Here is a 7855-nt window from a genome sequence, read left to right on the forward strand (position 1 = left end):
GCCGCCGGGGCGGGCGACGCGGGCGTTGAAGTCCTCGAAGCCGGGGATGACGCGGGCGATGCGGTCGCGGATCGTCGCGTAGTCGGCTTCGAAGTCCTCCCAGGGGGTGGTGCTGGTGTCGCCGAGGACGCGGCGGGCGAGGCGGCAGACGATGGCGGGCTCGGAGAGCAGCTGGGGGCTCGCGGGCGCGAGGCGGCCGCGGGAGGCGTGGACCATGCCCATGGAGTCCTCGACGGTGACGAACTGGTCGCCTGCGTTCTGGCGGTCGCGTTCGGTGCGGCCGAGGGTGGGGAGGATCAGGGCGCGGGCGCCGGTGATCACGTGGGAGCGGTTGAGCTTGGTGGAGACGTGGACGGTGAGCCGGGCGCGGCGGACGGCGGCTTCGGTGACGTCGGTGTCGGGTGTGGCGGAGACGAAGTTGCCGCCCATGGCGAAGAAGACCTTGGCCTGTCCGTCGCGCAGGGCGCGGATGGCGCGGACGACGTCGAGGCCGTGTTCGCGGGGCGGGGTGAAGCCGAATTCCTTCTCGAGGGCGTCGAGGAAGGCGGGGGCGGGGCGTTCGAAGATGCCCATGGTGCGGTCGCCCTGGACGTTGCTGTGGCCGCGGACGGGGCAGACGCCGGCGCCGGGGCGGCCGATGTTGCCGCGCAGGAGGAGGAAGTTGACGACTTCCCTGATGGTGGGGACGGCGTGTTTGTGCTGGGTGAGGCCCATGGCCCAGCAGACGATGACGCGCTTGGAGCCGAGGACCATGCGCAGGGCGGTCTCGATCTCCTCGCGGCGCAGTCCGGTGGCGCGGAGGGTCTCGTCCCAGTCGGCGGTGCGGGCGGCGTGGGCGAAGTCCTCGAAGCCGTGGGTGTGCTCGTCGACGAAGGCGGTGTCGACGGCGCCTTCGGTCTCCAGGATCAGGCGGTTGAGGAGGCGGAAGAGGGCCTGGTCGCCGCCGAGGCGGATCTGGAGGAAGAGGTCGGTGAGGGCCGTGCCGCCGGCGGCGAGGCCGCGGGCGTTCTGGGGGTTCTTGAAGCGTTCCAGGCCGGCTTCGGGGAGCGGGTTGACCGTGATGATCCGGGTGCCACCGCGCTTGGCCTTCTCCAGGGCGCTGAGCATGCGGGGGTGGTTGGTGCCGGGGTTCTGTCCGGCGACGATGATCAGGTCGGCCTTGTAGAGGTATTCCAGGTGGACGCTGCCCTTGCCGATGCCGATGGTCTCCGTGAGCGCGGAGCCGGAGGACTCGTGGCACATGTTGGAGCAGTCCGGCAGGTTGTTGGTGCCGAACTCGCGGGCGAAGAGCTGGTAGAGGAAGGCTGCTTCGTTGCTGGTGCGCCCGGAGGTGTAGAAGACGGCCTCGTCGGGGCTGCCGAGGGCGTGGAGCTCCTCGGCGATGATGTCGAAGGCGCGTTCCCAGGTGACGGGTTCGTAGGCGGTGGCGCCCTCGGCGAGGTACATGGGGTGGGTGAGGCGGCCCTGCTGGCCGAGCCAGTAGCCGCTGCGGTCGGCGAGGCCTGCGACGGGGTGGGCGGCGAAGAAGGCCGGGGTGACGCGGCGGAGGGTGGCCTCCTCGGCGACTGCCTTGGCGCCGTTCTCGCAGAATTCGGCGGCGTGGCGCTTGTCGGGCTCGGGCCAGGCGCAGCCGGGGCAGTCGAAGCCGTCCTTCTGGTTGACCTTGAGGAGGGTCAGGGCGGTGCGGCGGACGCCCATCTGTTCGTGGGCCATGCGCAGTGAGTGGGCGATGGCGGGAAGCCCGGCGGCGGCGTGCTGCGGGGCGGTGACGCTGGGTGCGTCCTGTACGGGGTCGCCGGTGGGCGGCTTGCCTGCCATCTCGCTCTCCCTTGAGCGCTCGGTGGATCTTGGGACGTGCGTGGGGTGCCGATCCTGTCACGGGGGTGCGACGGTGGCGGTGGTGAGGGTGACGGGGGCGCGGGGCGGTCGGGATTGTCAGTGGGCCGTGGCAGGATCGGGGGCGTGGCATCCAAGGCATCGAATACCCCGACCGAAGCGAACGACCCGACCGGCGACGCCGGGGGAGGCCGTCCCCGTCTGCTGTTGATGGACGGGCACTCCATGGCGTACCGGGCGTTCTTCGCGCTGCCCGCGGAGAACTTCACGACGGCGTCCGGTCAGACGACGAACGCGGTGTACGGCTTCGCGTCGATGCTGGCCAATACGCTGCGTGATGAGGCGCCCACGCACTTCGCGGTGGCGTTCGACGTCTCGCGCAAGACGTGGCGCTCGGAGGAGTTCCCGGAGTACAAGGCGACGCGTTCCAAGACCCCGGACGAGTTCAAGGGGCAGGTGACGCTGATCGGTGAGCTGCTGGACGCGATGAGCGTGCGGCGTTTCGCCGTGGACGGCTTCGAGGCCGACGACGTCATCGCCACGCTGGCGACGGAGGCGGAGGCCGAGGGCTTCGAGGTCTCGATCGTCACGGGTGACCGTGACTCCTTCCAGCTGATCACCGACGCGGTCACGGTGCTGTACCCGACGAAGGGCGTGTCGGAGCTGACGCGCTTCACCCCGGAGAAGGTGCAGGAGAAGTACGGGCTGTCCCCGGCGCAGTATCCGGACTTCGCGGCGCTGCGCGGCGACCCGTCGGACAATCTGCCGGGCATCCCGGGTGTCGGTGAGAAGACGGCCGCGAAGTGGATCAACCAGTTCGGTTCGTTCGCGGAGCTCGTCGAGCGGGTCGACGAGGTGAAGGGCAAGGCCGGGCAGAATCTGCGGGACCACCTGGAGGCGGTGAAGCTCAACCGCCGGCTGACCGAGATGGTGCGGGACGTCCAGCTGTCCACGCATCCGGACGATCTGGAGCGCCGGGCCTACGACCGCACGGCGCTGGTGGCGTTCCTGGAGGGGCTGGAGATCCGCAACCAGGGGCTGCGGGACCGGCTGCTGGCGGCCGACCCGGGCGCCGATTCGGCGGAGGAGGCTGCTCCGGAGGCGGGCGCCGAGGTCGACGGCGTGGTGCTGGGCACGGGCGGGCTGGCGCCGTGGCTGGCCGAGCACGGCGCGGGCCCGCTGGGTGTGGCGATCACCGATTCGTGGGCGAAGGGCAGTGGCCGGGTAGCGGAGATCGCGCTGGCGACGGGCGAGGGCCCGGCCGCGTGGTTCGACCCGGCGGAGCTGGACGAGGCCGACGGGCGGGCGTTCGCCGCGTGGAGCGCGGATCCGGAGCGTCCCAAGGTGATGCACGACGCGAAGGCCGCGATGCGGGTGTTCGCCGATCACGGCTGGTCGGTCGACGGCGTCACGATGGACACGGCGCTGGCCGCGTACCTGGTCAAGCCGGGGCGCCGGTCGTTCGCGCTGGACGCGCTGTCGGTGGAGTACCTGGGGCGTGAGCTGGCCACGGCCGCGGCCGGTGACGGCCAGCTGGCCTTCGGCGCCGACGAGCAGGCCGAGGCGGACGCGCTGATGGGCCGGGCCCGTACGGTCCTGGACCTGGGCGGCGCGTTCGCCGGGCGGGTCCAGGAGGTGGGCGCGGCCGGGCTGCTGACCGACGTGGAGCTGCCGACGAGTGCCGTGCTGTCCGCCTGTGAGCGGGCGGGCATCGCCGCCGACCGGGGCTGGCTGGAGCGCATGGAGCAGCAGTTCGCCGCGGCCGTGCAGCAGGCGGTCCAGGAGGCGCACCTGGCGGCGGGCCGCGAGTTCAACCTGGGCTCGCCCAAGCAGCTGCAGGAGGTCCTCTTCGGTGAGCTGGGCCTGCCCAAGACGAAGAAGACCAAGACCGGCTACACCACGGACGCGGACGCGCTGGCCTGGCTCGCGGGGCAGACGGAGAACGAGCTTCCGGTGATCATGCTGCGGCACCGTGAGCAGTCCAAGCTGCGGTCCACGGTCGAGGGCCTGATCAAGGCGATCGCCACCGACGGCCGGATCCACACCACGTTCAACCAGACCGTGGCGGCCACGGGCCGGCTGTCCTCCACCGACCCCAACCTCCAGAACATCCCGGTGCGGACGGACGAGGGCCGTGCCATCCGCCGGGGCTTCGTGGTCGGTGAGGGCTTCGAGTCGCTGATGACCGCCGACTACAGCCAGATCGAGCTGCGGGTGATGGCCCACCTGTCGGAGGACGAGGGCCTGATCGAGGCGTTCACGTCGGGTGAGGACCTCCACACGACGGTGGCGTCCCAGGTGTTCGGCGTCGCCAAGAGCGAGGTCGACCCCGAGATGCGCCGGAAGATCAAGGCGATGTCGTACGGCCTGGCGTACGGGCTGTCGGCGTTCGGTCTCTCGCAGCAGCTGAACATCATGCCGGACGAGGCGCGTCGTCTGATGGACACGTTCTTCGAGCGGTTCGGCGGGGTGCGCGACTACCTCCAGCGCGTCGTCGAGGAGGCCCGCGCCACGGGCTACACGGAGACGATGCTGGGCCGTCGCCGTTATCTGCCGGACCTCAACAGCGACAACCGGCAGCGGCGTGAGATGGCCGAGCGGATGGCGCTGAACGCCCCGATCCAGGGCACGGCCGCCGACATCGTCAAGATCGCGATGCTGCGGGTGGCCGAGGCCCTGGCGGCGGAGAAGCTCGCCTCCCGGATGCTGCTCCAGGTGCACGACGAAATCGTGCTGGAGATCGCGCCGGGGGAGCGGGAGAAGGTCGAGGAGCTGGTCCGCCGCGAGATGGCCGGCGCCGTCGAGCTGCGCGCCCCGCTGGATGTGTCCGTGGGCGTCGGCGGGGACTGGGAGTCCGCCGCGCACTGACGCCCGCGCGGCCGGTGCCGTACGGCCCGCCCCCGAAAACGATCGTTTTCGGGGGCGGGCCGTACGGCGTCGTGCTGTCCCGGGCTCTCCTCCGGGTTCTCCTCCGGGTTCCCTTCGGCGTTCCCTTCCGTGCCGGGCGTTGCTACCCTGCCCCACTCCTGACGCTCCGTCAGGTGAGGGGATTCCGCCGGGAGGCTCCGCATGCGCGCACTGGCCGCCGCGGCCATCGGACTGGCCGCCGCCGTCGCCCTCGTCCTGGCCGTCACGGCCATCGGCCCGCCCCGGGGCGAGACCTCCCCCGAACCCCTGCTCACCTCCGCCCCCGCACGGCCGTAGCGGAGCGTCCCCGCCATGCGCCGACGGGCCAGCCTCGTACTGCTGGCGTTCGCGGTCTTCTGCGCCGCGCTGTCACCCCTGCTGCGCTGGTACGCCTTCCCCCGCCTCGCCAAGGTCCCGGCCGGCCAGTACCGCACCGCCGTCATGGAGGCCGAGAACGCCACCCTCATCGACTACGGCACCCTCAAGCCCCGCACCGTCCCCCGCCTCACCGTGGTCCAGACCCTCAAGGGCAACACCGAGAAGGCCCGCGAGGTCCGCGAGGAGACCGGCCGCGACGTCGTCGTCTGGGACACCCTCTCCTACGCCGCCGGCCCCGACGGCGCCATGGTCTCCATGATCCCCGAGCGGTACGTCTTCGACGCCCACAGCCAGGAGCCCGTCCACGCGGGCGGCGAACACGTCGACGGCACCCCGGTGCGCCGCGACGGCATCGAGTTCAAATGGCCGTTCCTCGTCGAGAAGCGCGACTACCGCTACTTCGACGTGATGACCCGCACCTCCGCGCCCATCCACTACAAGGGCACCCGAGCCTTCCACGGCCTGGACGTCTACTACTTCGAGCAGACGATCCCCTGGACCAGGGTCCCCCTGCCCAGGAAGCTGCCGCTCGGCATCAGCCCCGACACCGTCCGGCAGCTCGGCCTGGAACGCTGGTACACCACCCGCCGCATGTTCTGGATCGACCCCGTCACCGGCGCCCCGGTCAACGGCGAGGAGATCCACCGCGAGGAGATGCGCTGGACCGGCGCCCCCGGCAAGGAGCCCATCCCCGCCTTCTCGGGCCATGTGAAGATGCGCCCCGGTGACGTCGACTCCACCGTCGCCCTCGTGGCCTCGCAACGACAGCTGGTGCTCCTGCTCACCAGCTACCTCCCCTGGGGCCTCCTCACCCTCGGGGGCGTCCTCCTCGCGCTCTCCCTCACCCTTGAGGCCCGAGATCGTCGTGCGGTCGCGGCGGACCGGGCACAGGATGGAGGGAAACCGAACGGGTGACCCCGAAAGGGGTTCCCTGAGCAGAGGAGGCCCGCCGTGAAGGAGACCCCGGAGGACGCGTCCACCCCGTCCCGCCCCAGCCGGCTCTACACCGGCGGCGAGCGGCCCTTCGACCCCGAGGACCTCGTCATGGCCTCCGGCCACGACGTGACCCCCGAACGCGTCGAGGCGGCCCGGCGCCACATAGAGGAGAAGGGAGCCGCCGCCCTGGAGCGCTACCTCCCCTGACGGGCAGGGCCGGCGGACGGGACGAACGCAGGGAAAACGCAGGGAAGACGAACGCGAGGAACGGGCGGGCCCCGGTCACCGCGACGCGCTAGCGCCTGGCGTTGGTGCGGCGCGTCGCGGTGGCCGTGGCCGGGTCCTCCGGCCACGGGTGCCGCGGGTACCGGCCGCGCAGCTCGGCCCGTACGGACCGGTAGCCGTCCCGCCAGAAGGACGCCAGATCCGCGGTGACCGCCGCCGGACGCCCCGCCGGGGACAGCAGATGGACGAGCACGGGCACCCGGCCGCCCGCGACCCGGGGCGTCTCGTGCAGCCCGAACAGCTCCTGGAGCTTGACCGCCAGCACGGGCTGCTCACCGCCGTAGTCCACCCGGATCCGTGAGCCGCTCGGCACCTCGATGCGCTCCGGCGCCAGCTCGCCCAGCCGTACGGCGTCACCGCTCGCCCACGGCAGCAGCCGCTCCAGCGCCGCCCCCGCGTCCAGCCGCTCCAGATCCGCTCGCCTGCGGGCCCGGTCCAGCTCCACGCCCAGCCACTCGTCCGCCCGCGCCAGCAGCGCCCCGTCGGACACGTCCGGCCACGGCTCGCCCAGCTCACGCCGGAGGAACGCCAGCCGCTGCCGCAACGCCGATGCCTCCGCGCCCCACCGCAGCATCCCCAGCCCCTCACGGCGCAGCCCCTCCAGCAGTGCAGCCCGCACCAGCCCCGGATCCGGCGCGCCCAGCACGCTCGCGGTCAGCTCCACCGCGCCGAGACGGGCCACCCGGCGCGCCACGACGTCGCGCCGCTCCTCCGACCAGCGCACCTCCTCGCCCTCGGCGTACAGCGCCCCCGCCGCCGCCCGCGCCGTCCCCTCGTCGATCACCGCGCCCAGCCGCACCCGCGCCGACGCGGCGGCGACGGGCCGGTCCGCCACGGCCACCGCGAGCCAGGGCGCGGTGCGCAGCCGGGACCCCTCACCCAGCTCGGCGCCGGTGCCCGACACCATCAGGTACGCGGCCCCGCCACGCAGCCGCGCCACCCGTTCGGGGAACGCCAGGGCGGCGATCAGGCCGGCGACGGCGTCGTCGGTGTCCGGCACGCCCCGCGACGCGGCGCCCGCGGGCGCCGCGGTCTCCTCGGAGACGTTCCGCAGCGCGCTCTCCAGCCTGCGCGCCTCCGCGCGCCAGCGGGCGCCGTAGGCGTCGCTCCCACGCCGCGCGGAGCGCCAGGCGGCCGCCAGATCGTCCCCGTACTCCCTCGGCGGTTCCTCGCTCAGCAGGGCCACGACCTCCGCCGCCCGGCGTGCGCCGACCTCGCGCGCGCCGTCCAGCAGGGCGCGCGCGAGCCGGGGGTGCACACCCAGGCGCGCCATGCGCCGGCCGCGGTCGGTGGGCCGCCCGTCGGCGTCCACCGCGCCCGTGGCCGCCAGCACCGACCGGGCGGCCGCCAGGGCACCGGCCGGCGGGGCGTCGAGCAGCGCGAGCCCGGTCGCGTCGGGATCGCCCCAGCAGGCGGCCTGAAGGGCGAACGCCGTCAGGTCCGCCACCGTGATCTCCGCCGCCGGGAACGCGGGCAGCCGCGTCTCGTCCGCCTCCGTCCAGCAGCGGTACAC

6 protein-coding genes are annotated in these 7855 nt (G+C 72.8%); 4 read left to right on the plus strand and 2 right to left on the minus strand.

The features are described 5' to 3' along the window. A partial coding sequence (locus K6I33_RS27760; RefSeq protein WP_229357279.1) for an FdhF/YdeP family oxidoreductase occupies positions 1–1818 on the minus strand: 1818 nt, incomplete at its 3' end. A gap of 228 nt (positions 1819–2046) precedes the next feature. Here K6I33_RS27760 and polA point away from each other — a divergent pair. The 4 genes from polA (at position 2047) to K6I33_RS27780 (ending at position 6264) form a co-directional block, all read left to right on the plus strand. Beyond that, entirely contained in the window at positions 2047–4704 is a 2658-nt protein-coding gene (gene polA / locus K6I33_RS27765; protein ID WP_229357283.1) for a DNA polymerase I, read from the plus strand. Positions 4705–4905: 201 nt separating this feature from the next. Beyond that, the gene (locus K6I33_RS27770; RefSeq protein ID WP_229357280.1) at positions 4906–5040 is read left to right on the plus strand and encodes an SPW_0924 family protein; all 135 of its coding nucleotides are present in this window, start codon (positions 4906–4908) and stop codon (positions 5038–5040) included. A gap of 15 nt (positions 5041–5055) precedes the next feature. Next, positions 5056–6036, plus strand: a complete 981-nt coding sequence (locus K6I33_RS27775) for a DUF3068 domain-containing protein (RefSeq protein WP_229357281.1) — start codon at positions 5056–5058, stop codon at positions 6034–6036. Between the two features lie 36 nt (positions 6037–6072). After that, positions 6073–6264, plus strand: a complete 192-nt coding sequence (locus K6I33_RS27780) for a hypothetical protein (RefSeq protein WP_229357282.1) — start codon at positions 6073–6075, stop codon at positions 6262–6264. 88 nt (positions 6265–6352) lie between these two features. On the opposite strand, the gene K6I33_RS27785 is transcribed toward K6I33_RS27780, so the two are convergent. Continuing rightward, positions 6353–7855 (minus strand): ATP-dependent helicase C-terminal domain-containing protein (locus K6I33_RS27785; RefSeq protein ID WP_275126788.1); only part of this gene is annotated, 1503 nt, incomplete at its 5' end.

Origin of the sequence: Streptomyces sp. UNOB3_S3 (genome assembly GCF_020740895.1) — a bacterium.
GTDB lineage: Bacteria > Actinomycetota > Actinomycetes > Streptomycetales > Streptomycetaceae > Streptomyces.

What these genes read in the sequence shown, in the direction of transcription:
- K6I33_RS27770 (WP_229357280.1), top strand. Translation starts at nt 4,906, where the DNA reads ATGCGCGCACTGGCCGCCGCGGCCATCGGACTGGCCGCCGCCGTCGCC.
- polA (WP_229357283.1), top strand. Translation starts at nt 2,047, where the DNA reads ATGGACGGGCACTCCATGGCGTACCGGGCGTTCTTCGCGCTGCCCGCG.
- K6I33_RS27775 (WP_229357281.1), top strand. Translation starts at nt 5,056, where the DNA reads ATGCGCCGACGGGCCAGCCTCGTACTGCTGGCGTTCGCGGTCTTCTGC.